Below are 25,327 nucleotides of genomic sequence, written 5' to 3'. Positions count from 1 at the left end.
AAGCGCTTTCTTCCGGGCACGCTAGCCCTCAAGCCGGGGCCCCAACAAGAGACTTGGCGAGCTCGCTCCGTACACAGCTGTGGCGTGCACAGCGCCGACGGTTTTTCCCCACAGCTGTGCGAGGGGGCCGTGCGCTCGGCTCCGGACGCGGTCGCATGCGCAGCTGTATGGCCTCTGCGGGCGCTGTCCAGGGCTCCGCTCGGAACGCGTGTCCGTCGCCATCCGGCCTCGGGGCGTTGCCCGCGACCGGCGCTGTGGCCACAGCTGTGGCTGTGCCCGTGGCCGGAGAAATCCCCGGGCGCGGTGCGCGGCGCGGACGCGGCGGCATACGGTGCTGGGGCAACGGCGTGCGGGGGCGCGGGGCGGCGTACGGCTCGCGGGACCGACGGGCTCCGGGTACACGGGCACACGGCTTCCCGGCCGGGCGACACCCGTGGACCGTGAGGCCCGGGGGCCCGGAAGCCCGGCAGACGGTCCCGTCCGCCCGTGCGGATCCGCACGGACGGGTACAGCACCCGGGCAGATCAGGCCCGGCACACGGGCAGGCCGTGGGACGGCACAGCAGAGCACGGAGGAAGCGATGGCAGTGACCCTGGCCGATGTGGCCGCCCGCGCGGGGGTCTCGGCGGCGACCGTCTCCCGCGTGCTGAGCGGCAACTACCCCGTCGCCGGCGCGACCCGCAGCCGGGTCCTGCGCGCCGTGGACGAACTGGAGTACGTCGTCAACGGCCCCGCCAGCGCCCTGGCCGCCGCCAGCTCCGATCTGGTAGGGATCCTCGTCAACGACATCGCCGACCCGTTCTTCGGCATCATCGCCGGGGCCGTGCAGAGCGAGATGGGCGGCGCCGAGGGCCCGGCGGGCGCGCGGAAACTCGCCGTCGTCTGCAACACCGGCGGCTCACCCGAACAGGAACTGACCTACCTCACGCTCCTCCAGCGCCAGCGCGCCGCGGCCCTCGTACTGACCGGTGGCGCCGTCGAGAACAGCGAGCACAGCGCCGCACTGGCGGCCCGGCTGCGCCGTCTCGCCGCCTCCGGCACCCGCGTCGTCCTGTGCGGCCGTCCCCCGCTGCCACCCGCTCCGGAGGACGAGGAGGCGTCCCTGATGCTCCCGGCAGGCCGGGACCCGGACGAGTCCCCCGCAGCCCCCGGCCCGTCGGCAACGGCCCGTCCCGGCACACGGATACGCCCCGCGCCCGGGACGCGGGAGACCCCCGTGCGGGGCCCGCGGCCCACCACAGCTGCCGAAGCGAGCGCCGCGGCCGGACAGACGGCAGATGACGCCCACGGAACAGCACTCCCCCGACAAGAGGCGGAAAACTGCGGACAGATGGCAGCCACGTCAGCCCCCGGCCACGCCGCGGAAACCTCCGCGCGGACAGCAGTGCACGCACCTGCGACAGCAGAGGGGCGACAACAGCCGCCGGCCGACGATCAGGCACCAGGCGACGATCAGGCATCAGCTGACGGCCCGGCCCACGTTGGCGGTCCGGCCTCTGCTGGCGATCCGGGCTCAGCTGAAAACTCGGTCACAGCCGATGCCGGGCGCGCGTCAGCGCCGGGGCCAGGCTCGCCAGGAGCCGCAACAGCGACCGCACGAGCAGCAGAGGCAGAACCTCCCACAGATGCGCCGGAAAACGCGGCGGAGCACGCATGGGCAGCCGAGGCCGCCGGAGACGTGGCAGCTGAGCCCGGGCGGACCACAGCAGGTCCCGACCGCGCGGCACCACGCGGACCGGCCACCTCCGCGCCCGGACGAGCCACAGCAGCACGACGGCCATCGGCAACGGCCGGACAGGCGGCGGGAGCTGACGGCGCACGGCGGCGGGGCCTCTGGCTGCCGCCGGACGGAGCCGACGCGGGCCCCGGTGTGCTCACCGTCGCCTTCGACAACCGCGGCGGCGCCCACCGGCTCACCGCGCATCTGCTGGACCTCGGCCACCGCGCCATCGGCTACGTCGCCGGCCCCGCGGACCGCACCACCACCCGGCACCGCCTGGAGGGCCACCGCACGGCCCTCGCCGCGTACGACCCGGCCCTGGCCGCGGACGCCGAACGGCTCACCGTGCACGGCGGCGCCTACGACCGCTCCTCCGGCTACGACGGCGCACTCGAACTCCTGCGCAGGGCCCCGGAGGTGACCGCCATGGTGGCCGCCAACGACACCGTGGCCCTCGGCATCTGCGCCGCCCTGCGCGACCGCGGCCTGCGCATCCCGCAGGACATCTCCGTCGCGGGCTTCGACGACCTTCCCTTCAGCGCAGACGCCGCTCCCCCGCTCACCACCGTCCGCCTCCCCCTGCACGAGGCGGGGGCCCGCGCCGGCCGCCTCGCCCTGGGCCGTGAGGTCCCGCCGCCGGGCGGAGTCGCCACCGTCCGCGCCGACCTCATGGTCCGGCCCTCCATCGCCCCACCGCGCACCGGCCGTTGAAAGCCCAGGCGTCGAGCCGACAGCCCCGCCGAGGCCGCCCGAGGCCACCGGCAGGTCGTCCCTGACAGTGCCCTGCGGTCCCGAGCGACGCCCCTGGGCGCCCTGCCGCCCCGGTCGTGCTCCGCACGCACGTCCGTACCCGAGGGCATGGGCAGGGAACGGGAGCGGCGGACGCACCGGCCGGTCCTTGTCGCCGGTGCCGACTTCTGGTCGGCTGAGCGCATGCGACTCGCCTTCTCCACGCTCGGCGTCCCCGCCATGCCGCTGCCCGAAGTGCTCAGCCTCGCCGCCGAAAGCGGCTTCCACGGCGTGGAACTGCGGGCCCACCCCGAGGAGCCGGTGCACCCGGAGCTGGACGGACCGGGCCGGGCACGCGTGGTCCGGCAGTTCCACGACGCCGGGCTGGACGTCCTCGCCGTGGCCGGATACCCGAAGGTGGCCGCACCGGGGGACGACGAGCCCGTCCGCACCGCCCTGCGGGACCTCGTCCACCTGGCGCACGACCTCCGGGCCCCCTACGTCCGGGTGTTCCCCGGAGGCCCGGACACGGCGGACGCCGGGCAGGCGGCCCGGGCCGAGAGCGACGCCACCGCCGTGCGCCGACTGGCCGAAGTCGCGCCCCTGGCAGCCGATTCGGGCGTCCGCATCCTGCTGGAGACACACGACTCGCACCGCACCGGCGCCGCCGTCGCCCGCATCCTGCGCGAGGTCGGCCACCCCGCGTGCGGCGCGCTCTGGGACGTGCTGCACACCTGGCGCGGCGGGGAAGAGCCCGAGGAGACACACCGGCAACTGGCCCCGCACCTCGGCTATGTCCAGGTCAAGGACGTGGCCTCGCGTGAGGACCTCACACCGCTGCCGCCCGGCGCGGGCGTCCTGCCGCTGGCCGAGGTCGTCGAGCTGCTCACCCGCGCCGAGGACGCCCCGCCGGAGCAGAGCGACCCGCCCGGGCCCGTGCCCGGCGAGGCCCCCGTGGGCGACCGCGTACCCGACTGGCTGTGCTGGGAGTACGAGAAGCGCTGGTATCCGGACATCCCGGAACTGCCCACCCTCCTGCCCCGGGTGAGCCACCATCTGCTGGACCTGCTCTCCCGGTCCGCATGACGCACGACCGGGCACGCAGCCGGGGGCACGGCCGGATGCACAGCCGGACGCGCAGCAGGGTGCACAGCCGGGACATGCCTCGGCCCGACCCGGTCTGGACTGACCGGATCGGGCCGGGGCGCTCGCACTCAGGCCCAACGGGCTCGGTCCTGACCGGAACGGGTCACGGACGGAGCGTCTGCGACCGGCTCTGCGGACGGTCGAGCTTCTTGTCGTAGGCCGGCACACGCGTGGCCTTCGCGCCCTTGTCGTCGCCCACACCGGCCCACTTCAGCAGCGCCTCGGTGGCCTGCGCACGCTCGTCGTCGCGCAGCTTGGAGATGTTGGCGCCGTGGTTCTGCTCCGGCGCGGTGTAGACCGCGGTCTCCTCGGTGCGCTTGCCCGGACGGAAGCGTTCCGCGCCCCACGGGTCGTTCTCGCCGTAGACGAAGAGCATCTGCGACGCGTGGTGCCGCACCCAGCGGTCGATGTCGCGCATGGCCTTGTCGTTCTTGTTGAACTTCATCGGGATGTCCCGCGGCACGTAGGTACGCGGCACATTGAGGCCCGGGTACTTGCGCACGTCGTCGAGCAGGGGCTCCTCGTAGTCCGGCGAACCCACCTGCGTCCCGGCCTGGTAGTAGTACGGGGTGTAGGAGGACATGCCCTGATCGGTGCCGGCGTCCCAACCGCCGATCTTGTCGGCCCACTTGTAGAGGGCGTCCGTGCCGGCGTCGGGGGAGGGCACCTGGCCGCACTCGTCCTCCAGGTGGTACTGCCAGAAGCCCCAGACGAGGTCCTGCGCCACCAGTTCGAACGCCTTGTCCGCATTGCCGGCCAGCTTGAACGTGTAGTCGTTCTCCTTGGCCCACTTCTTCAGCCGCGGGACCATCTCGCCACGCCGCTCGAAGATCTCGTGCTGCGCGGCGTTGAGCCTGTCGCGGCACTGCTTCGAACCGACGTTCTTGAAGAAGTCGTAGTACGCCGAATCCTCGTCGTTGCGCACATCGTTCGGCGCGACGTACGCGACGGTGCCGTCCATGTCGTTCGGGTAGAAACGGCGGAAGTAGGTGGCCGTCATACCACCCTTGCTGGCGCCGGTGGCGATCCAGTTCTTGCCGTAGATCTTCTTCAGCGCCTGGAAGATGCGGTGCTGGTCACTGGCGGCCTGCCAGATGGTGAGCTTCGACCAGTCGGCCGGATCGGGCCGCGACGGAGTGAAGTAGCGGTACTCCATGGAGACCTGGTTGCCGTCCGTCAGCCGTGTCGGCTCGCTGCGGCTCGGCTCCGTGGAGAGTCCGTACCCGGAGGTGTAGAAGACGGTGGGCCGGTTCTCCCCCTTGTGCAGAAGGGAGATGCGCTGCTTGAAGGTGCCCTTCTTCGGGTGCCGGTGGTCCACCGGCTGCTCGTAGTTGAGTACGAAGAAGCGGTATCCGTCGACCGGCTTCTCCTCGACCAGGCTCATCCCCGGTATCGCGAGGATGCGGTCCTTGATGTCGGTCGCGGGCGCTGTGGCCGCCCCTGCCGACGCGCTGCCGAAGCCGACGGCGCCTATGAGCACCACCAGCGACAGCAACCATCTGAGCGTTCTACGCATTCACCCTCCCCTGAAGGCCGAAAGTCGACGTGAACCTATCGGCGTACCCCCCGTTCCGCCAGACCTCGGTGTACGGATACGGGAACCTCCACACCGCTCAGCGGTACGGGCCCGCCCCCGTCAGCGCGGCATGCGACCCCACGCCCGCCGGCGCAGAAGACCCCACGTCGGGTGGCCCCTCCCTGCCACAGCCCGGGGAGACGACCGCCCTGCCGAAACCCACGGGCTCACCCCCTGCCCACCGGCCTACGCTGCGGACATGAGCGACGCCGCGACTCCCCCGCCTTCCGCGCCCCTGGCCACCGGCCCCCGGGGCATACAGCTGCTGTCCTTCCACCGGCTGCCCGAGGACACCCGGTTCGAGGACGCCCCCGTCGCCTTCGTCCTGCTGGCCGTCCGCCACGAGGGACGCGTGCTGATGGTGCACGTCCGCAGCCGCGCCTGCTGGGAGCTGCCCGGCGGCGGTATCGAGGAGGGCGAGACACCCCGCGAGGCCGCCGTCCGCGAGCTGCGCGAAGAGGCCGGCCAGGAGATGCCGCCCTCCTCCCTCCGCTTCATCGGCTTCGCCAAAACCGCCCTGGGCGGCCTCCCGCACGGCACCGGCCTCCCGGACGGCGGCACGACAGCCGGTGGGACGCTCCCGGACGAGCCCGCCCCCGTACGCGGCCGGAGCGTGCTCTACGGCGCCCTGTTCGCCGGCGGCCTGAGCGCACCCCTGCCCTTCACCCCCGGTGACGAGATCGCCGCCATCCACTGGCGACGCGGCGACGAACCGCTGCCTTTCGGACAGGTGCAGACCGTGGACGAATATCTCGTCCGCCTCTGCTCCGACTGAGCGAACCGCCACCGGGCCGGGAGCCCCGCGCCCGGCCCGGACCGAAGCCCACGCGCCACGGCGGGCCGGCGGCGCCACCGCCACCGGACGAGGCGCCCCGGCCCGCTCAGCCGCTCACGCCGAAGGCGACGGAACAACCGCGGGCTCGGACTCCCCGGGCTCCGGCCCCGAGGAACCGCCCTCCCCGGGACCGGACGCCCCGACGTCGGCGAACTCCCCGTTCCCGAGGGCCCCTTCGGGGTCGGCCCCGCCCGTGAAGGTGCGCCACAGCTCGGCATACCGGCCGTCCCGAGCCAGCAACTCCTCATGTGTACCGTCCTCGGCTATGCGCCCGTGGTCGAGGACGACGACACGGTCGGCCCGGGCCGCCGTCGTCAGCCGGTGGGCGACGACGAGCGTCGTACGGGAGCCGGAGAGCTGCTCGGTGGCCTGGTTCACCAGGGATTCGGTCGCCAGGTCCAGCGCGGCCGTGGCCTCGTCGAGCAACAGGATGTCCGGGTCCACCAGTTCGGCCCGGGCCAGCGCTATCAACTGCCGCTGCCCCGCCGAGAGGTTGCGGCCCCGCTCGTCGACCGGGTGGAGATAGCCCCCGGACAGCGAGGCGATCATGTCGTGCGCCCCCACGGCCCGCGCCGCGGCCTCGACCTGTGCGTCGGTGGCGTCCATACGGCCGTACGCGATGGCGTCCCGCACCGTGCCGGGGAAGAGGTACGGCTCCTGCGGGACCACGCCGAGCCGGTGCCGGTAGGCGGGGAGATCGACCTCCCGCAGATCCTGCCCGTCCACCAGGACGGCGCCCTCGCTCGGGTCGTAGAACCGGGCCACGAGCTTGACCAGCGTGGACTTCCCGGCGCCCGTCTCCCCGACGAACGCGACGGTCTGGCCCGCCGGAATCGTCAACCGGACGTCCTCCAGCGCCGCTTCCTTGTTTCCTCCCTCGGCGGCCGGGTCGGCCGTCGCATAACGGAACCGGACGCCCTCGAACGTGATCTCGCCCCGCAGCTTCCCGACCTCGCGCGGCGAGGCCGCCTCCGGTGTGCTGGTCTCCTCGCGCAGCAACTCCTGTATGCGGCGCAGGGAGACGGCCGCCTGCTGGTAGCCGTCGAACACCTGCGACAGCTGCTGGACCGGAGCGAAGAACAGCTCGATGTAGAGCAGATAGGCCACCAGGGCACCCGCCGTGAGCGTCCCCGCCTCGATACGCCCGGCGCCCACCACGAGCACGGCCGCGGTGGCCAGCGAGGCCAACAGCTGCACGAAGGGGAAGTAGACCGATATCAGCCACTGGCCCCGGACCCGTGCCCTGCGGTAGCCGTCGCTGCGCTGCACGAACTGGTCGACGCCGCGCTCCTCACCGCGGAACGCCTGGACCATGCGCAGCCCCGCCACCGACTCCTGAAGGCTCGCGTTCACACCGCTCACCCGCTCCCGCGCCAGCTCGTACGCCCTGACGCTGTGCCTGCGGAAGAAGACGGTGCCGATCACCAGCAGCGGCAGCGACGCGGTGACGACCAACGCCAGTTGCACATCGAGGAAGAACAGCGCCCCGAGTATGCCGAGGAAGGTGAAGACCGAGACGACGGCCGTGACCAGCCCCGTCTGGAGGAAGCTGGAGAGCGCGTCCACATCGGTGGTCATCCGCGTCATGACGGCGCCGGCGAGGTGGCGTTCGTAGTAGTCCAGGCCGAGCCGCTGGAGCTGGGCGAAGATCTTCACCCGCAGCGCATACAGCACCCGCTCCCCGGTACGCCCGGTCAGTCGCAACGAGCCCACCTGGGAGGCCCATTGGGCGACGACGACGGCCAGGGCGAGCGCCGAGGCCGCCCACACCGCGCCCAGCGCGCCCTTCTCCACCCCGTCGTCGATGCCGTGCCGGATCAGGATGGGCAGCAGCAGCCCGAACCCGGCGTCCAGCGCGGCGAAGACCAGCGCCACCAGCAGCGCGGCGCCGAAGCCGTGCAGCAGCCGACGCAGCCCGTAGGACCGTTCACGTGCCTGTGCCCGCTCCTCGTCGACGTCGGGGACGTCCGTCGCGGGCGGCAACGCGGCGACCCGGGCGAGCAGTTCCGGGCTGCCGGGCATGCCTGCCAGCTCCGAGGCGAAGCTGCCGGGCCGGCCGCTCTGCGCCGCCGTGGGGGACCCGCCGTCCGCCCTGGCCGCCGCCTCCTCTTCGTCCGTCTCGCGCTGCCACAGTTCGGGCGTGACCCCGTCGGCACCGGCGTCCGCCGTGTGGACCGCCATGCCCGCCGGGTCGCGGTCGACCTCCCCCAGTTCGTCGGGATCGGTCAGCAGCTTGCGGTAGAGGGCGCAGCGCTCCGTCAGCTCCTCGTGGGTGCCGATGTCCGCCAGCCGGCCGCCGTCGAGCACCGCGATCCGGTCGGCCAGCGCGAGGGTGGACTGCCGGTGCGCGATCAGCAGTGTCGTCCGCCCGGCCATGACGCCGCGGAGTGCCGCGTGGATCTCGTGCTCGACCCGGGCGTCCACCGCGGAGGTCGCGTCGTCCAGGAGGAGCAGCCGCGGGTCGGTGAGGATGGCGCGGGCCAGCGCGATGCGCTGCCGCTGGCCCCCGGAGAGGGTCAGCCCCTGCTCACCCACCGCTGTCTCGTACCCGTCGGGCAGTTCGGTGATGAAGCCGTCGGCCTGCGCCGCGCGCGCGGCGGTGCGCACCTGCTCGTCGGAGGCGTCCGGGGCCCCGTAGGCGATGTTCTCCCGTATCGAGGCGGAGAACAGGAAGCTGTTCTCCGGGACGAGGCCGATGACGGAGCGCAGCGAGTCCAGCGTCAGATCGCGGACGTCCTGGCCGCCGACGCGGACGGCGCCGCCGGTGACGTCGTAGTAGCGCGGCAGCAGCATGGAGACGGTCGACTTGCCGCTGCCGCTCGTACCGACGAGGGCGACCGTCTCGCCCGGCTCGATCCGCATGCTGAAGCCGTCGAGAACGCGGCTGTCCGCGGAGTAGCCGAAGGTGACGTCGTCGAACTCGACCGAGGCGTCGGCGTCCTCGGGCAGCGCCCGGGCGTCGGGCCGCTCGGCCATCTGCGGTTCGGTGTCGATGAGGTCGTAGACCCGCTCCACGCCGGCGCGCGCCTGCTGGCCGACGGTGAGCATCATGGCGAGCATCCGCACCGGGCCGACGAGCTGCGCCAGATAGGTGGAGAACGCCACGAAGGTGCCGAGGGTGATCTGCCCGCGCGTGGCCATCCAGCCGCCGAGCGCCAGCATGGCCACCTGGCCGAGCGACGGAACGGTCTGGAGGGCGGGTGTGTAGCGGGCGTTGAGCCGCACCGTACGCATGCGTCCCGCGAAGAGCTTGCGGCCGATGGCCCGCAGCTTGCCGGTCTCCTGTGCTTCCTGGCCGAAGCCCTTGACGACGCGGACGCCGGTGACCGCCCCGTCCACCACCGAGGCGACGGCGCCGGCCTGCTGCTGCGCGTACCACGTGGCGGGGAAGAGGCGCTTGCGGCTGCGGTCGGCCACCCACCACAGCAGCGGGAAGACGGCGAGCGAGACCAGCGTGAGCAGCGGCGAGAGCACGAGCATCACGACGAGCGCGACGAGGAAGAGCAGCACGTTGCCGATCATCATCGGCAGCATGAACAGCAGGCTCTGCACGAGCTGGAGATCGCTCGTTCCCCGGCCGACGACCTGCCCGGTGGACAGCTCGTCCTGACTGCGGCCGTCCAGCCGGATGATCGAGCGGTACATCTCCGTCCGCAGGTCGTGCTGGACGTCGAGCGCGAGCCTGCCCCCGTAGTAGCGCCGCGCGTAGGTGAGGACGTAGATGACGGCGGCGGCCGCGAGCAGCAGCCCGATCCACATCCACAGGCCGCCCTGCTGCCCGACCACCACGTCGTCGATGATCGTCTTCGTCAGCAGCGGCACCAGCGCCATGACGCCCATGCCGCCGAGGGACGCGATGAGCGCGAGCACGACCGCCCGTTTGTACCGCCAGCAGTAGCCGGCCAGCCGACGGGCCCATCCCGGCCCGCCGGCCTCTTCCCGCCTCGTCCTGAGCCCCACTCCGCGCCCCTTCGCCATCGTGTCGGAGAGTCGTCCGTCTGTCGCAATCCGAAGAGGTCAACATCGCCGCATCGGCTTTTCATCCCGGCCGGACAGGCGCGCGGGAGCCCGGCCAAGAGGCGTGCGAGCGCCCGTGCGCCCCCACGCCCCGACGGCCCTCCGACCCCGGCGGACACGACCGGATATTCACGGCATACGGGATACCTACGGCGCACGCATCCCGGCCCGGAGATCCGCAGCCCGACGGCCGAGCCCGGAACCGGAAGATCCGAAAAGGCGCTGGGCGGGGAGAGAGCTGGCGGCCCGGAAAGCGCGCAGCGCGCGGAAGGGCACAGAAGCGGAGGGCACAGGGGACGCAGAGAGCGGCGAGGCGGGGAGACCGGAGGCCGGGGCGGGGTCCGGGTGGGGAACCGAAGGCGGCTCCGGCGAATCGGTCGCTTCGCCGGGGCCGCCCCGGCCCTGGCGGCGAGTCCCTGGGCCGGACGGGCAGGCACCCCCCACGAGGCCCGCTCCATTCCGACCACCACGCCGCCGTCCCGCGCGGGATTGCGTGAGGCAGTCTCTCGGGAACTTCCACGAGATGCACATCGACCGATCAAATTCAGTAACGTCCCGTATTAAACCAGTGGCACATTGTGACCGGGGCAGACAATTCCCGCTGATCCGTCAAGCCCCCGTCGACCAGCGTCCTTCGGCGCGCAGCAGGCGCTCCCGGCACCGGCCGCCGAGCGGAGAACGTACTGGCAGGCAACGCAATACGGCCGGAAACCGCACTCCGGGCACCTTCGGGACGGAACGGCGGACCCGGTGAGCACGCCGAACGCACCCGGCCGGCGAGCGTGCGGGCGCGCCGGCCCCTTCCGAGCGCACCGCGGGCTCCGCGAGCGCCCCGGACGCCCGCGTGCACCGGCTTTCTCCTCCGGGTTCCGGACACATCGTCCGTCGATCGCCAGTACGAGACACAATGGCCTCATGTCGCAGACTCTCCTGCCCGTGTCCCTCCCGCTGCCGCTACCGGCCGCGCCCGCCCGCGACGAGCTGGCGGCGCATCTGGTGCGCACCCGCATCGCGGGGGACGTCGCCACACCGCGCGAGAACAATCTCGACCACTACCGGAAGCTGGCCAACGGCGACCGCCACTACTGGCTCGGCCTGGAACTGGGCGAGCGCTGGGCGGACGAGCAGGACGTGCTCGCGGTGATGGCCGAGCGCTGCGGCGTCAACGACGACCCGGACTACCGCGCGGGGCAGGACACCATCGATCCGGAGCTGACCCTCGGAGCCCTGGACCGGGCCGCCGCACAGCTGCGCAAGGCGGCCGAGGGGCAGCTCCGCGTGCTGTTCGCGACGGGACACCCCGGCGCCCTGCTGGACATGCACGGCACTGTGGCGACGGCCCTGCGCGCCGTCGGCTGCGACATCGTCCGCGTCCCCGAGGGCGTCTACGCGGACGAGGGCGTGGTCGTCCAGTTCTCCGGTGTCGCGGCCCACGAGCGCGGGGCCTCGCTCTGGCACACCCACTCGCCCGAACCGATGGCGGGCATCCTGGGCGCGCTGGAGCACACCGGGGAGCGCCTGCCCGATCTCGTGGTGGCCGACCACGGCTGGGCGGGGCGCGCGGCACAGCACGGCCTGGCCACGGTGGGCTTCGCCGACTGCAACGACCCGGCGCTCTTCCTGGGCGAGGCCGAGGGCACGCTGGAGGTCACCGTCCCGCTGGACGACCACGTGGCCGACCCGCGCCACTACGAGCCGATGACGGCGTATCTGCTGGCCACGGCCGGGCTGACGGCCTGACCGCCCCGCACACGGCCCCTGCGGGCGCCCGCACGCGAGGGCGCCCGGCGGCGCGCGGGCGCGTGCCCACGCCCCGCGTGTGCTCCGGTTACGCCTCCGTACGCGGAGCGCGGACGACGCCCTCCTGGATGACCGAGACGACCAGCCGGCCGTCCCGCGTGAAGATCCGGCCCTTGCCCAACCCCCTGCCGCCCTGCGCCGTGGGGGACTCCTGGTCGTACAGCAGCCACTCGTCGGCACGGAAGGGCCGGTGGAACCACATGGCGTGGTCCAGGCTGGCGCCGACCACGTCGCCGACCGCCCATCCGCCCCTGCCGTGTGCGAGCAGAACGGAGTCCAGCAGCGTCATGTCCGACACATAAGTGGCCAGACAGATGTGGAGCATGGGGTCGTCGGACTCCCCGTCGAGCTTCCCGTTGGTGCGGAACCACACCTGGGAGCGCGGCTCACCGGGCCGGCCGACCCGGCCGAACGGCGGCTCCTCCACGTACCGCAGATCGACGGCGGCGCGTGCCTTGAGCAGCCGCTCGGGCACCCGCTCGTCGGTGAACAGCCCCCGGTAGCGCGGAAGGATCTCCTCCGCCGTCGGCAGCGTCTCCGGGTCGGGCGCCGCGGGCATCGCCTCCTGGTGCTCCATGCCCTCCTCGTGCACCTGGAAGGAGGCGGACAGATGGAAGATCGGCTGCCCGTGCTGGACGGCGACGACGCGGCGCGTGGTGAAGGACCGGCCGTCCCGTATCCGGTCGACGGTGTAGACGATGTGCGCGCCCGGGTCCCCGGGACGCAGGAAGTACGCGTGCAGCGAGTGCGGCAGCCGCCCCTCGGGGACGGTGCGGCAGGCCGCGACCAGTGCCTGCGCCGCGACCTGGCCGCCGAAGACACGCGGTACCAGCGCGGCCCGGCTGCTGCCGCGGAAGATGTCCTGTTCGACCCGCTCCAGGTCCAGCAGTTCGAGCAGGGACGTCAGTTCTTGGCTCATGCGGCTGATTCTGTCCGTGACATGCGAAGAAGCGTTACGGCGCGGATCACAGCCGCGCGGGATGCGTGGATCACAGCCCCATGGACTTCGCCACGATCGTCCGCATGACCTCGCTGGTACCGCCGTAGATGCGCGAGACACGGGTGTCCGCGTACAGATTCGCGATGGGGTATTCGAGCATGTAGCCGTAACCGCCGTGCAGCTGGAGGCACTTGTCGATCACGCGCGCCGCCAGCTCGGTGGTGAACAGCTTGGCGGAGGCGGCGTCCGCGGGGGTCAGCTCACCGGCGTCCAGTGCCTCCAGGGCGCGGTCGACCACCGCCTGCATGGCGTCCACATCGGCCTTGCAGTCCGCGAGCACGAACTTGGTGTTCTGGAAGGAGGCGACCTCCTTGCCGAAGACCGTCCGCTCCTTGACGTACTCGTGCGCGAACCGCACCGCGGCGGCGGACTGCGCGTACGCGCCGATGGCGATGCCGAGCCGCTCCTGGGGGAGGTTGTGCGTGAGGTACTCGAACGCCTTCCCCTCCTCGCCGAGCAGATCCTCGACGGGCACCTTGACGTCCGTGAAGGACAGTTCGGCCGTGTCCGAGGCGCGCAGCCCGAGCTTGTCCAGCTTGCGGCCGACCGCGTAGCCCTCGCTCTTCGCGTCCACGACGAGGATCGATATGCCGCCGCGGCGGTCCTCGCGGGAGCCCGCCTGTGCGGAACGCTGTCCGTCCGCGGCGGCCGGCCGGGCGGGAGCGGACGTCCGGGCGCACACCAGGACGCGGTCGGCCTGGACGCCGCCGGTGATGAACGTCTTGGCGCCGTTGAGGACGTAGTGCGTGCCGTCCTCGGACAGCTTCGCCGTCGTCTTCATGCCGGCCAGGTCGGAGCCGGTGCCGGGCTCGGTCATGGCGATGGCGGTCATCATCTCGCCCGAGACGAAGGACGGCAGCCAGCGCTTCTTCTGCTCCTCGTTGCCGTACTTGAGGATGTAGGGCAGGCAGAGCGCGGTGTGCACGCTGGAGCCGCCGAAGCTCACGCCGGCCCGGGCGCACTCCTCGGTGATCACGGCGTTGAACTTGAAGCTCGTCTCGCCCGCGCCGCCGTACTCCTCGGGCACCTCGATACCGAAGACGCCCAGCTCGCCGAGCTTGCGGTACAACTCACGCGGCACATAACCCTGCTCGGCCCACTCCGGGTAGTGGGGCACGACCTCGGCGGCGATGAAGTCGCGGATCGTCTGCCGGAACGCTTCGTGGTCCTCGTTGAACACCGTGCGGCGCACAGCATGCCTCCTCGTCGACCCGGGCCGTTGGCTAAGCGCTTGCTCAGCCGCTTTCAAGCTACCGAGGGGTCACCTGGCCTGTCCAGACCTCTTGACCCCGGTGACCACCCGCGGCTCGGCGGCGGACAGGGCCCCGCGGGCCAGCCGGTGCAGCAGCGCCGCCGTGGTCTCACGGTCGGGCAGCGCGGACGGACTCCGCAGGTGCGGCGTGGAGTTGAGCAGCCCGAAGACCGTGTGCACGGCGACGCGCGCCTCCAGTTCGGTCACGTCGCGGTACAGCTCGCGGACCGCCGTGACCCACAGCTCGACGTACTGCCGCTGGAGCTTGCGCACCCGCTTGCGGTCGGCCTCCCGCAGCCTGTCCAGCTCGCGGTCGTGGAGCGTGATCAACTCCCGGTCGTCCAGCGCGAAGTCGATGTGGCCCTCGATGAGCGCGTCCAGCACCGCGTCCGGGCCGCTGTCCGCCACGCGCGCCTCCTCCATCCGGCGCACCCCGCCCTCGTACAGGCGCTCACTGATCCCCACGAGGAGCTCGGCGAGCATCGCGTCCTTGCCCGCGAAGTGCCGGTACAGGCCCGGGCCGCTGATGCCCACGGCGGCCCCTATCTCGTCGACCCCCACGCCGTGGAAACCGCGCTCGGCGAAGAGGCGGGCCGCCTCCCGGAGGATCTGCTCACGCCGGCTGACGGGTGGGCCCGTCTCGGCAGCCGCGCCAGCGGCCGTCCTGGTGCTCATGCAGTCCATTCTAGACAGCCGCGTTAATGGGCGTTAACCTGGCGGCAGTGAGTTAACGCTGACTAACGCGACAGGCGTGATGTCCGGCGTGCCGACAGGCGCGCGGCGACCGGTACGGCGACCGGCGCCCGGCCGGCTCACTGCCCGGTCGTGGTTGCGTGCGAGCGAGGGGGCTCAGCGGAATGGACGAGCAGACGACAGGAGCTTCACCGAGGAGCGGCCCCGCCGCGCCCCGGATCGGGACACCGGCCGGCGCCGCACTGGCCGCCGACGGCAACCGCGCGGCCCACCGTGAACTCGCCGCCCGGTTGCGCGAGAAGCTCGCCCAGGCGCGGCTGGGCGGGGGCGAGCGCGCGCGGGCCCGGCACACCGCGCGCGGCAAGCTCCTGCCCCGGGACAGGGTGGACGCCCTCCTCGATCCCGGCTCCCCCTTCCTGGAGCTGTCTCCCCTGGCCGCGGACGGGATGTACGAGGACGCCGCACCGGCGGCGGGGCTCATCACGGGCATCGGCCGGGTCTCCGGGCGCGAGGTGGTCGTCGTCGCCAACGACGCCACGGTCAAGGGCGGCACCTACTACCCGATGACGGTCAAGAAGCATCTGCGCGCCCAGGAGGTCGCCAGCGAGAACAGACTGCCGTGCGTCTACCTCGTCGACTCGGGGGGCGCGTTCCTGCCGATGCAGGACGACGTCTTCCCCGACCGCGAGCACTTCGGCCGCATCTTCTACAACCAGGCCCGGATGTCGGCAGCGGGCATTCCGCAGATCGCCGCGGTGCTCGGCTCCTGCACGGCCGGCGGCGCCTACGTACCGGCGATGAGCGACGAGGCGGTGATCGTCCGCGAGCAGGGCACGATCTTCCTGGGCGGCCCCCCGCTGGTGAAGGCCGCGACGGGCGAGGTCGTCAGCGCCGAGGAACTCGGCGGCGGGGAGACGCACTCCAGGATCTCCGGCGTCACCGACCACCTCGCGGAGGACGACGCCCACGCGCTGCGGATCGTCCGGCACATCGTCGCCACGCTTCCTCCCGCGCCCGACGCCTCCGCCCTGCCCTGGGCGGTGACGCCGCCCGAGGAGCCCGCGGCGGATCCGGCGGAGCTGTACGACGTCGTACCGGTCGACTCCCGCACGTCGTACGACGTCCGCGAGGTGATCGCCCGCGTGGTGGACGGCTCCCGCTTCCAGGAGTTCAAGCCCGAGTACGGCACGACGCTGGTCACCGGCTTCGCCCGGATCCACGGCCACCCGGTGGGGGTCGTCGCCAACAACGGGATCCTGTTCTCCGAATCGGCCCAGAAGGGCGCCCACTTCATCGAGCTGTGCGACCAGCGCGGTATCCCGCTGCTCTTCCTCCAGAACATCTCGGGCTTCATGGTCGGCAAGGACTACGAGGCGGGAGGCATCGCCAAGCACGGCGCCAAGATGGTCACCGCTGTGGCCTGCGCCCGGGTGCCCAAGCTGACCGTGGTCATCGGCGGCTCCTACGGCGCGGGCAACTACTCGATGTGCGGCCGTGCCTACAGCCCCCGGTTCCTGTGGATGTGGCCCAACGCCAAGATCTCCGTGATGGGCGGCGAGCAGGCCGCCTCCGTACTGGCGACGGTCAAGCGCGATCAGCTGGAGGCACGCGGCGAGGAGTGGACCGCCGAGGAGGAAGAAGAGTTCCGCGCCCCGGTCCGCGCCCAGTACGAGCGACAGGGGAACGCGTACTACGCCACGGCGCGGCTGTGGGACGACGGCGTCATCGACCCCCTGGAGACCCGGCAGGTACTGGGTCTCGCACTCACCGCCTGCGCCAACTCCCCGCTGCCGGTGCGCGATCCGGAAGCGCCGAGGTTCGGGGTCTTCCGGATGTGAACGGCCCGGCCGGCGAGGGCCGGACAGAAGGCGGAACGGACCGGTGAGGGTGAGGGCGAGGAGAAGACCGATGTTCGAGACGGTGCTGGTGGCCAATCGCGGGGAGATCGCGGTCCGCGTGATCCGCACGCTACGGGCCATGGGGGTGCGCTCCGTCGCGGTGTACAGCGACGCGGACGCCGACGCGCTGCATGTCCGGGAGGCCGACACCTCCGTGCGGATCGGGCCGGCCGCCGCGGCCGAGAGCTACCTCGACGCGGAACGGCTGGTGCAGGCCGCGCTGCGCACGGGCGCGCAGGCCGTCCATCCCGGCTACGGGTTCCTCGCGGAGAACGGCGGCTTCGCCCGGCGGTGCGCGGAGGCGGGGCTGACGTTCATCGGCCCCCCGGCCGAGGCGATCGAGCTCATGGGCGACAAGATCCACGCGAAGGAGACGGTCCGCTCCGCCGGCGTCCCGGTCGTGCCCGGCTCGTCGGGCAGCGGGCTGTCGGACGAGGAACTGGCCGACGCCGCACGGGAGACGGGGCTGCCGGTACTGCTGAAGCCCTCGGCCGGCGGTGGCGGCAAGGGCATGCGGCTGGTGCGCGAGGAGTCGGCGCTGGCCGAGGAGATCGCCGCGGCCCGCCGTGAGGCACGCGGGGCCTTCGGGGACGACGGGCTGCTGGTCGAGCGCTGGATCGACCGGCCGCGGCACATCGAGATCCAGGTACTGGCCGACGGGCACGGCCGCGTGCTGCACCTGGGCGAGCGCGAGTGCTCCCTCCAGCGCCGCCACCAGAAGATCGTCGAGGAGGCGCCCAGCCCCCTGCTGGACGAGGCGACCCGCGAGGCCATGGGGCAGGCCGCCGCCGACGCCGCACGCAGCTGCGGCTACCGGGGCGCCGGAACGGTGGAGTTCATCGTGCCGGGCGACGGCTCCGGCAACTACTGGTTCATGGAAATGAACACGCGGCTCCAGGTGGAGCACCCGGTGACGGAACTGATCACCGGACTGGATCTGGTGGAGTGGCAGCTGCGGATCGCCGCCGGGGAGCCGCTGCCCTTCGCCCAGGACGACATCACGCTGAACGGCCACGCCGTCGAGGCCCGGGTCTGCGCCGAGACCGCGCGCCGGGCGCCGGGCCCGGAGCCGCGGGTCGACTTCCTCCCCTCGGCCGGCCGGGTCCTGCTCCTGGAGGAGCCCCGGGGCGCCGGTGCCCGCACGGACTCCGGACTGGTCGAAGGCGTTTCCGTGGGGACGATGTACGACCCGATGCTCTCCAAGGTCGTCGCCTGGGGCCCGGACCGGGCGGCGGCGCTGCGCGGACTGCGGTCGGCGCTGGCGGGCACACACATCCTCGGGGTCGACACCAACATCGCTTTCCTCCGCGAGCTGCTGGCCCGTCCCGAGGTGGTCTCGGGTGAGCTGGACACCGGACTGGTCGACCGTGCGGCGCCGGAACTCCTGCCGGAGACGGTCCCGGACGAGGTGTACGGCGCCGCGGCCCTGGTGCGCCAGGCGGCCCTCGCCCCGGCGCCGCCGGCGCCCGGCCGGGGAACGGCCGAACGGCCCGGCTGGGTCAGCCCGTTCGCCGTCCCGTCGGGCTGGCGGCTGGGCGGCCCGGCCGCGTGGACGGTCCACCATCTGCGGGTTCCGGGCCAGGAGCCGGTGGAGGTCCGCGTCCGGCCCTGCCCGGATCCCTCGGACGACCCGGGCGCCGAGGGCCGCCGGGGCCTGATGGAGGTCTCCGTCGACGGCGCGCCTCCCGTGCCGGCCCGGCTCGGCTCGGACGGACAGGGGGCGCCCGGCGCACCGGACGCGGACGGCACCCGGGTGAGGCTGGAGTGGGACGGTGTGGGCCACACCTTCCGGCGCGCGCTGTCGGCCGAGGAGGGCTCCCCCGGCATCTGGCTGGGCCGGGACGGCGCGGCCTGGCTGGTCCGCGGGCACGACCCGGTGGACGCGGCGCTGCGCAGTGCCGCCGGCGCGCACGGCGCGGACGCGCTGACGGCCCCCATGCCGGGGACGGTCACCGTCGTCAAGGCGGCGGTGGGGGACGAGGTCGCCGAGGGCCAGAGTCTGCTGGTCGTCGAGGCCATGAAGATGGAGCACGTCATCACGGCACCGCACGCCGGAACGGTCCGCGAACTGGAGGTGACGGCCGGCAGCACGGTCTCGATGGACCAGGTGCTGGCCGTCGTGGAGCCGCACGGCTCGCCCGAGGGCGGGCCCGCGGCAGACGGCAGGCAGGAGGCCGAGGCATGAGCGAGCCCCAGCACACGCCCGCGGCAGCGGGCCCCGAGTCCCTTCCGATGACGGTGCCCGCCCCGGCGCTGCCGAAGCGGGTCCGGATCCACGAGGTGGGCCCCCGGGACGGCTTGCAGAACGAGAAGACCGTCGTCCCGGTCGAGGTGAAGACGGAGTTCATCCAGCGGCTGGCCGCAGCCGGTCTGGACACCGTGGAGGCCACCAGCTTCGTCCACCCGAAGTGGGTACCGCAGCTCGCGGACGCCGAGGAGTTGTTCCCCCGCCTTGGCGGCCTGGGCGTCCGGCTGCCCGTGCTGGTGCCCAACCTGCGCGGCCTGGAGCGGGCGTTGGCGCTCGGGGCCCGTCAGGTCGCCGTCTTCGCCAGTGCGACGGAGGCGTTCGCCGAGGCCAACCTCAACCGCTCGGTGGACGCGGCGCTGGAGATGTTCGCCCCGGTGGTACGCCGGGCGAAGGGCGAAGGGGTCGAGGTGCGCGGCTATCTGTCGATGTGCTTCGGCGACCCGTGGGAGGGCCCGGTCGCACCGGAGCACGTGGTGCGGGTGAGCCGCGCCCTGGTGGACATGGGCTGCGACGAGCTGAGCCTGGGCGACACGATCGGCGTGGCCACTCCCGGGCAGGTGACGGCCCTGCTGGAGGCGCTGACCGCGGCAGGGATCCCCGTCGGCCGGCTGGGCGTCCACTTCCACGACACCTACGGCCAGGCCCTGGCCAACACGCTGGCTGCGCTCCAGCAGGGCGTGTCGACGGTCGACGCCTCGGCGGGCGGGCTCGGCGGCTGCCCGTACGCCAAGAGCGCCACGGGCAATCTGGCCACCGAGGACCTCGTCTGGATGTTGCGCGGGCTCGGCATCGAGACAGGCGTCGACCTGCGGAAACTCTGCTCCACCAGTGTCTGGATGGCCGAACGGCTCGGCCGCCCCAGCCCCTCCCGGACGGTCCACGCCCTCACCGGCCCACCCGACTCCACCGCTTCCTGACCTGCCCTCTTCCTGACGACCTGCCCTCTTCCTCACCCGCCCCTCCCCTCTTACCCCGTCCCCTTCACGACCAGCTCCCCCCTCCGACCCGCCCCCGGCCGCGCACCGCCGCTCGGCTGCCGCTCGCCCACGGCTCGGCCGGACCGGTCGCCGGACACCACGACGGCTCCCCCCGGAGCACGGACCTCACAAGGAGCACACACCATGGCTCTCGACCACCGCCTCTCCCCCGAGCACGAGGAACTGCGCCGTACCGTCGAGGAGTTCGCGCAGGACGTGATCGCTCCCAAGATCGGGGAGTACTACGAGCGGCACGAGTTCCCGTACGAGATCGTCCGCCAGATGGGCAGCATGGGCCTGTTCGGCCTGCCGTTCCCCGAGGAGTACGGCGGCATGGGCGGGGACTATCTGGCGCTGTGCATCGCCCTGGAGGAGCTGGCCCGGGTCGATTCCTCGGTGGCGATCACGCTGGAGGCAGGCGTCTCGCTGGGCGCCATGCCCGTCCATCTGTTCGGCACGGAGGAGCAGAAGCGCACCTGGCTGCCCCGGCTGTGCACGGGCGAAATCCTCGGCGCCTTCGGGCTGACCGAGCCGGAGTGCGGCTCGGACGCCGGCGGTACCCGGACGACGGCCGTGCGGGACGAGAAGACGGGCGAGTGGGTCATCAACGGCACGAAGTCGTTCATCACCAACTCGGGGACGGACATCACGGGGCTGGTGACGGTCACCGCGGTCACGGACCGCAAGGAGGACGGCTCGCCGCGTATCTCGACGATCATCGTCCCGTCCGGAACGCCCGGGTTCACCGTCGCGCCGGCGTACTCGAAGGTGGGCTGGAATGCCTCGGACACGCATGAGCTGTCCTTCTCCGATGTCCGGGTGCCCGGCGAGAACCTGCTGGGCGAGGAGGGCCGCGGCTTCGCACAGTTCCTGCGGATCCTGGACGAGGGCCGGGTCGCCATCGCCGCGCTGGCGACCGGGCTGGCGCAGGGCTGTGTGGACGAGTCGGTGCGCTATGCCAACGAGCGGACGGCGTTCGGCAAGCCGATCGGTGCCAACCAGGCCATCCAGTTCAAGCTCGCCGACATGGAGATGCGCGCCCACACCTCCCGGCTGGCCTGGCGCGATGCGGCCTCCCGGCTGGTGGCGGGTGAACCGTTCAAGAAAGCCGCGGCGTTGGCCAAGCTGTACTCGTCGGAGAGCGCCGTCACCAACGCGCGGGAGGCCACCCAGATCCACGGCGGCTACGGCTTCATGAACGAGTACCCGGTGGCCCGGATGTGGCGGGACGCGAAGATCCTGGAGATCGGCGAGGGGACGAGCGAGGTGCAGCGCATGCTGATTGCACGGGAGTTGGGGCTGAGCGCATGAGGTAGCGCGCCCTGCCCGGAGCAGCGTCCGTGTCTCCGGCCGGGCGGTAGGGCGCGGGCGCCGCCGGGCGCCATGGAGGACAACGCCGGCAGGGGGTGACCCCCGCGCCCGCGCTCGAAATAATCCGGGCATGGCGGAAATCCTCCAGCGTGGCGGCGCATGGACGTTCGACGGTGAAACGGTCCGGATCGTGCCGGGCAACGACCGGCATGTGCCCGCGCTGCGCAAGTCCCTGGGAGAGGTCGCCGTGCCCCTGCACGCGTTGGCGGGCATCGCCTACGAGCCGGGCGGCCGCAAGGGCGGCAGACTGCGGCTACGTCTGCGGGAGGGCGCCGACCCGTTGTGGCACGTGGCCAACGGCAGGCTGCCGGACGCCTCGGATCCGTACCAACTGGCCGTGGAGCGGGACCGTACGGGCGTGGCCGAGTACTTCGCGGAGGAGGTGCGCAACGCGCTGCTGCTGGAGGGAGTACCGGATACGCCGTGCGACCGCTATCTGCTGCCGGGGCCGTCGGTTCCCCAGACGGCGCTCGGGACGGACGGAACGGCGACCTTCGACGGGGAGCGCATCCAGATCGACTGGAACTGGATGGCGGAGAAGGGCAAGTCGTCGGGCGGACCGCGCCACATACCTCTGCACGAGGTGGCGGGCGTGGACTGGACGCCCGCGGTGGTCTGGGACAACGGCAATCTGCGCTTCCGGCTCAAGGGAACCCACCCCACGCTCAAGCCGGAGCACGATCCCAACTGCCTGATGCTGTGGGGAGTGCGGCCGTCGAAGGAGACGGGCGGCTCGGTGCTCCTCGCGGCGGCGGTCGTGGCCCGGCTGCCGCATCCCCTCGCGGCCTCGGCGGGAGCGGGAGCTGCCGGGCGGACGGAGGCAGAAGGCGAGGCCGGGCCGGCCGCCCCGCCCGCATCGACCGCGCTTCCGGCACCGTCCGCGGCCGGATCCGCCCGCCCGGCGGCGGGGATGCGGCCGTCGGCGGCAGGTGGGGCGGATGCGGCGGACCACGATGTTCTGCTGCGTCGGCTACGGGAGTTGGGCGAGTTGCGGGAGAGCGGTGTCCTCACCGAGGACGAGTTCAGCGTGGCGAAGAAGGCGATCCTGGACCGCTTCTGAGCAACGTCGCCCGACAGCGTTCCCCGGGCATCCAGCCTTGCTCCGCCCAGAACCGGACCACACGGCTACCGCACGGGTACCGCACTCACTCCCGTGCCCGGCCTCACCCCACTCCCCCACCGCGCCAGCCCAGACGCCCCGCTCCCAGCTCCCCGCCCCCCCCAGCGCGCACCCGACCCCGACCCCGACCCCGGCCCCCGCCCGCCACGGCGCAACCACGTACGCCCCAACTCGCCTCCACCCCGGGCGAACCCGCACTGAGCCCGACCCGTGCTGCCGGGCCAGAAAAACCACGCCCAGCAAAACGACACCAAGCGGACCGCACCAGGCGGACCAGGCCAGGCAGACCACATCGAGCCGAACCGGCGCCGGGCTGAGGAACGTCGGCGCGAAGCGCGGTCGGCCGGAGGACGTTGAAGCCAAGGGCAGTCGGCCGGGGAACGTTGGCGCGGAGCTCCGTCCGGCCGGGGAAGGTTGGAGGAAAGAGTCGTCGAGTGGGGAAGTGGCGGGCCGGGTCCCTTTGGCGGGGCCCGGCCCGGTGGTGCTTACCCCTGGGGCCAGGGGATCTGGGGTGCCTTGTAGTAGTCGATGCCCAAGTGGTCCCAGCGGGGCGCCTGTTGGGCGAGGCGATTGCGGTAGCTGTCCCAGTCGCGGGTGGACTGCGCCGACCAGCCGGCCTCGGCCAGTCCCGGCAGCCGGGGGAAGGCCATGTATTCGACCTGTGGTGAGGTGGACAGCGTCTCGGACCACATCGGCGCCTCCACCCCGAGCACGGCGTCCTCGGACACCCCGTCGAGATAGGTGGCCGGGTCCCAGTCGTAGGAGCGTTCGACGCTGACGTAGCCGGCCCAGGAGAGGCCCAGCGGGGTGTCCTCGTCGTACTTCATGTCGAGGTAGGCACGGTCGGCGGGAGAGAGCACGAGTTTGGTGCCCTTGCGGGTCGCCGCGGCGACCTGGGCCCGCTCGTCCGCACCGGTCTCGTCGTAGCCCCAGTACTGGGCGATGTTGCCCTCGACGGGCTCGGCCGCGGTGATCTGGTGCCAGCCGATGGCCGTCTTCCCGTACTTGGCGACGACGGGCTGGACGCGGTTCATGAAGGCGACGTAGTCCTCGTGGCTGGTGGAGTGCGCCTCGTCGCCGCCGATGTGCAGGTAGGGGCCGGGCGTCATGGCGGCCAGTTCCCGGATGACGTCGTCGACGAAGTCGTAGGTGCGGTCCAGCGGTACGCACAGGGAGCTGAAGCCCACCTCGGTCCCGGTGTAGAGGGGCGGGGCCTTGCCGTCGCAGTTCAGTTCGGCGTAGGAGGCGAGGGCGGCGTTGGTGTGGCCCGGCATGTCGATCTCGGGGACGACGGTGAGGTGCCGGTCGGCGGCGTAGCGGATGATCTCGCGGTAGTCGTCCTTGGTGTAGTAGCCGCCGGGTCCGCCTCCGGCCTGGGTGCTGCCGCCGTAGGTGGCCAGCCGGGGCCAGGAGTCGATGGCGATGCGCCAGCCCTGGTCGTCGGACAGGTGCAGATGCAGCTTGTTGATCTTGTACAGGGCGAGTTGGTCGATGTAGCGCTTGACCTTGTCGACGGAGAAGAAGTGCCGGGAGACATCGAGCATGGCGCCGCGGTAGCCGTAGCGCGGCGTGTCGGTGATGGTCCCGCCGGCGAGGCGCCAGGGGCCGGGCTGCTCGCTGCGGGCCTCGACGGCGTCGGGCAGCAGTTGGCGCAGGGTCTGGACGCCGTGGAAGAGTCCGGCGCTCTTCCGTGCGGTGAGGACGGCTCCGTGCCGGGTGATCTGGAGCCGGTAGCCCTCGGCACCGAGTTCCCGGCCGCCGCCGAGCCGCAGCAGGATGCCGTCCCGGCCCGGGCGACCGGTGATCGGCAGCCGGTACCCGGTGGAGGGGCGCAGCAGCGTGGCGAGCTGTTCGGCGGTGCGGCGTACCTCCCGTGCGGCGGAGCGCCCGTGACCTGCGTCGACGCGGATGGCGGTGCGCGGCGTGATCGTGTAGCCGGCTCCGCCGGGCTGTACGGAGGTGGGTGCGGGGACGATCTGGTCGAGGGGACGGGGCGGCGGGTCGGCGCTCCCGGTGCCGCCGGCGGCACCGGCCTGTGCGGTGGGCAGCGCGGTGACGGCGAGAAGCGCCGCGCAGAGGGTCAGCAGCGGTCTGAGGCGTCGTCTCATCAGCGGTCCTTTCTTCGAGCCGGTGGCTCGGGGCCGTGCGAGGGCCTGGACGGTGGTCCGCCCGCACCGGTCCGGGGCGTCCGGGGCGCCCGGGACGCCTGGGAAATCCAGTACGACCGATGCGCCCCGTACGCCCGGTACATCCGGTACGTCCGGTGGATCCGGTACGGCCGGTACGCACGGTCATCGGAGCGGTGCCGTTGCGGGCCGTGCGAGGTGATCCGTGCGTGTGCGACGAAAGCCGTGGTGACAGCTCCCTGCATGGTGCCCGCCGTACCGCCGTACCGAAAGGGGTCGGAGGGGTCCGGGCCCGAGTCCGGGTCGGGTGCAACTTGCGGCGAGGCGGGCCGGAGGGCCGGAGCAGCCTCCCGGCTCGATCGCCGCAGGGCCATACCGGGTCGATCCTGCCCGCTTTCGGGCAGATTTCTTGCACTTGTGGACGGGAAGCAGCACCATCAACGGGTGCTCGAAGCCCGAACGCCGGTCCATGAGGACCTGATCGACCACCTGGTCCGCACGACTCCGCTCCAGCGCGGCGAGGCGGCCCGCGTGGTGCTCGACGTGCTGGCGTACTTCGACGAGACGGCCCAGGAGTTCGTCCGTCGCCGCCACCGCGAGTTGCAGAGCAGAGGGCTGACGAACCCGGAGATCTTCGACCGCATCGAGGCGGAACTGCCGCACCGCGCCGTGGCCCCACCACCGTTGTCGGTCAGACAGCTACGAAGAATCGTCTACGGCTGACGGCGGCTCCGGGAGCGGGGAGCCGGGAGCCCGCCGGTGCGGCCCGCGCCCTCCGGGGCCGGCACGCGCGACGGCCCCGGTCCCGCACCGGCCCCC

At 72.4% G+C, this 25,327-nt stretch carries 15 protein-coding genes and 2 pseudogenes; 11 read left to right on the top strand and 6 right to left on the bottom strand.

Features of this window, described 5'->3' with window-relative positions; translation table 11 throughout:
• Window positions 1-580: 580 nt before the first annotated feature.
• From SCA03_RS19540 to SCA03_RS19530, 3 genes and pseudogenes are all read left to right on the top strand, one after another.
• Window positions 581-1,075, top strand: a pseudogene (locus SCA03_RS19540) (LacI family DNA-binding transcriptional regulator); the annotation flags it as partial.
• A gap of 804 nt (window positions 1,076-1,879) precedes the next feature.
• Window positions 1,880-2,431: pseudogene (locus SCA03_RS36345) on the top strand (substrate-binding domain-containing protein); the annotation flags it as partial.
• Window positions 2,432-2,653: 222 nt separating this feature from the next.
• Window positions 2,654-3,535, top strand: coding sequence for a sugar phosphate isomerase/epimerase family protein (locus tag SCA03_RS19530; RefSeq protein WP_086817323.1), 882 nt, complete (start codon window positions 2,654-2,656; stop codon window positions 3,533-3,535).
• Between the two features lie 163 nt (window positions 3,536-3,698).
• On the opposite strand, the gene SCA03_RS19525 is transcribed toward SCA03_RS19530, so the two are convergent.
• Window positions 3,699-5,111 (bottom strand): S28 family serine protease, encoded by a 1,413-nt coding sequence (locus tag SCA03_RS19525; RefSeq protein ID WP_086817307.1) that lies wholly within the window; start codon window positions 5,109-5,111, stop codon window positions 3,699-3,701.
• Between the two features lie 259 nt (window positions 5,112-5,370).
• Between SCA03_RS19525 and SCA03_RS19520 the strand changes: the two genes are divergently transcribed.
• Complete coding sequence (locus SCA03_RS19520; protein WP_086817309.1) at window positions 5,371-5,946, top strand: NUDIX hydrolase; 576 nt, start codon at window positions 5,371-5,373, stop codon at window positions 5,944-5,946.
• Between the two features lie 114 nt (window positions 5,947-6,060).
• On the opposite strand, the gene SCA03_RS19515 is transcribed toward SCA03_RS19520, so the two are convergent.
• The gene (locus SCA03_RS19515) at window positions 6,061-9,966 is read right to left on the bottom strand and encodes an ABC transporter ATP-binding protein (protein WP_230988815.1); all 3,906 of its coding nucleotides are present in this window, start codon (window positions 9,964-9,966) and stop codon (window positions 6,061-6,063) included.
• A 972-nt stretch (window positions 9,967-10,938) separates the two neighbouring features.
• Here SCA03_RS19515 and SCA03_RS19510 point away from each other — a divergent pair.
• Window positions 10,939-11,763, top strand: a complete 825-nt coding sequence (locus SCA03_RS19510) for a phosphatase (protein WP_030877933.1) — start codon at window positions 10,939-10,941, stop codon at window positions 11,761-11,763.
• An 88-nt stretch (window positions 11,764-11,851) separates the two neighbouring features.
• Here the strand turns inward: SCA03_RS19510 and tesB are convergent, their stop codons facing one another.
• From tesB to SCA03_RS19495, 3 genes are all read right to left on the bottom strand, one after another.
• Complete coding sequence (tesB, locus tag SCA03_RS19505; protein ID WP_030877930.1) at window positions 11,852-12,742, bottom strand: acyl-CoA thioesterase II; 891 nt, start codon at window positions 12,740-12,742, stop codon at window positions 11,852-11,854.
• A gap of 70 nt (window positions 12,743-12,812) precedes the next feature.
• Window positions 12,813-14,015 (bottom strand): acyl-CoA dehydrogenase family protein, encoded by a 1,203-nt coding sequence (locus SCA03_RS19500; RefSeq protein WP_030877927.1) that lies wholly within the window; start codon window positions 14,013-14,015, stop codon window positions 12,813-12,815.
• Window positions 14,016-14,084: 69 nt separating this feature from the next.
• A complete protein-coding gene (locus SCA03_RS19495) occupies window positions 14,085-14,750 on the bottom strand; it encodes an SACE_7040 family transcriptional regulator (RefSeq protein WP_086817325.1) in 666 nt (221 codons plus the stop codon).
• A gap of 182 nt (window positions 14,751-14,932) precedes the next feature.
• Between SCA03_RS19495 and SCA03_RS19490 the strand changes: the two genes are divergently transcribed.
• The 5 genes from SCA03_RS19490 (at window position 14,933) to SCA03_RS19470 (ending at window position 22,322) form a co-directional block, all read left to right on the top strand.
• Window positions 14,933-16,606, top strand: a complete 1,674-nt coding sequence (locus SCA03_RS19490) for a carboxyl transferase domain-containing protein (RefSeq protein WP_086817313.1) — start codon at window positions 14,933-14,935, stop codon at window positions 16,604-16,606.
• 70 nt (window positions 16,607-16,676) lie between these two features.
• Complete coding sequence (locus SCA03_RS19485) at window positions 16,677-18,851, top strand: ATP-binding protein (RefSeq protein WP_086817315.1); 2,175 nt, start codon at window positions 16,677-16,679, stop codon at window positions 18,849-18,851.
• Entirely contained in the window at window positions 18,848-19,831 is a 984-nt protein-coding gene (locus SCA03_RS19480; RefSeq protein ID WP_086817317.1) for a hydroxymethylglutaryl-CoA lyase, read from the top strand. Before SCA03_RS19485 ends, SCA03_RS19480 begins: the two co-directional genes overlap by 4 nt.
• Window positions 19,832-20,035: 204 nt before the next feature.
• The gene (locus tag SCA03_RS19475; protein WP_141275532.1) at window positions 20,036-21,202 is read left to right on the top strand and encodes an acyl-CoA dehydrogenase family protein; all 1,167 of its coding nucleotides are present in this window, start codon (window positions 20,036-20,038) and stop codon (window positions 21,200-21,202) included.
• 130 nt (window positions 21,203-21,332) lie between these two features.
• Window positions 21,333-22,322, top strand: coding sequence for a DUF4429 domain-containing protein (locus SCA03_RS19470; RefSeq protein WP_086818148.1), 990 nt, complete (start codon window positions 21,333-21,335; stop codon window positions 22,320-22,322).
• 545 nt (window positions 22,323-22,867) lie between these two features.
• Here SCA03_RS19470 and SCA03_RS19465 read toward each other — a convergent pair.
• Window positions 22,868-24,490, bottom strand: coding sequence for a beta-N-acetylhexosaminidase (locus SCA03_RS19465; RefSeq protein WP_141275531.1), 1,623 nt, complete (start codon window positions 24,488-24,490; stop codon window positions 22,868-22,870).
• Between the two features lie 462 nt (window positions 24,491-24,952).
• Between SCA03_RS19465 and SCA03_RS19455 the strand changes: the two genes are divergently transcribed.
• Complete coding sequence (locus SCA03_RS19455; RefSeq protein WP_030877902.1) at window positions 24,953-25,231, top strand: hypothetical protein; 279 nt, start codon at window positions 24,953-24,955, stop codon at window positions 25,229-25,231.
• Window positions 25,232-25,327 lie beyond the last annotated feature (96 nt).

This window comes from Streptomyces cacaoi (genome assembly GCF_006539165.1).
GTDB lineage: Bacteria > Actinomycetota > Actinomycetes > Streptomycetales > Streptomycetaceae > Streptomyces > Streptomyces cacaoi.
Note: the sequence above shows the minus strand (reverse complement) of the source record. Positions and strands in the feature narration are given on the sequence as shown.